We start from the raw sequence: 859 nt of genomic DNA on the forward strand, positions 1-859 counted from the left end.
TAAGGGAAGAGATGTCACTTGACCCGAGCGATGCATCCAATGTATATATGTTCATGTCCCGTAACCGGAAGGTCGTTAAGATACTTCATTATGAACGCGGATTTTATGTGCTTTACGAGAAACGTCCTGTTATGGGAAAATTCAAGAAACCTGTGTTTGATGAAGTCTCCAGGTGCTACCGTATTCAGTGGTCTGACATGGCTTACCTGACGGAAAGCATCGTAGTGGACAGAATGTATGTAACCCCTAAAGAATGAACAATAAGACGTTGACTTTCAATGAAATAATATAAAAACAAACGGTGAAAAGTTTGCGTAACTGCCTGATTTTTCGTACCTTTATATCATGATTGATGAAAGAGCATACGAGTTACTTTGCTGCCAGCTGGGTCTGGCAAATGAGGAAAAGGCAGGGCTTCGCAAACAGGTAAACGAACTGATTGCGAGGCTTAAGGCTATTGAAGAATCAAACAAAGAGAACTCCAAGGCTCTGGTTGATACAATCAATGACCTCAAAGAATCCCTCGAAAAGCAATCAACCACGGTTGAACATTACAGGAAAGAAATGGAACTTATGAGAAAGCAGCTTGAGGCAAAAGACGAGGTGAACATGATGCTGGCAAATGAGGTTTCCAATCTCAGGCTTCAGCTTGAGGACAGCAGGAAACACCGCTTCGGTCGTACCTCCGAGCAAAGAAGGCTGCTGAACAACCGTAACATTGACAAGTCGGCAATGGAGAAGTCCGAGTATGACGGCTCTGATAAGAAAGATGATAATAATAAGGCAGATGGTAACGGTACTGGCAGCAATACCTCTTCCGGTAACGTACCTGCACAGAACTGCAGGCCTTCAAGGAAAA

General features: G+C 43.5%; 2 protein-coding genes. Both read left to right on the plus strand.

Annotation, left to right across the window (positions count from 1 at the left end; all coding sequences use genetic code 11):
* Positions 1-257: IS66 family insertion sequence element accessory protein TnpB (gene tnpB / locus BQ7489_RS17215; protein ID WP_072532390.1), on the plus strand; the 257-nt coding region annotated here is incomplete at its 5' end.
* Between the two features lie 88 nt (positions 258-345).
* On the plus strand, positions 346-859 hold a 514-nt coding region (locus BQ7489_RS17220), incomplete at its 3' end, for a transposase (RefSeq protein ID WP_072532391.1).

This window comes from Bacteroides ilei, from assembly GCF_900128495.1.
Lineage (GTDB): Bacteria > Bacteroidota > Bacteroidia > Bacteroidales > Bacteroidaceae > Phocaeicola > Phocaeicola ilei.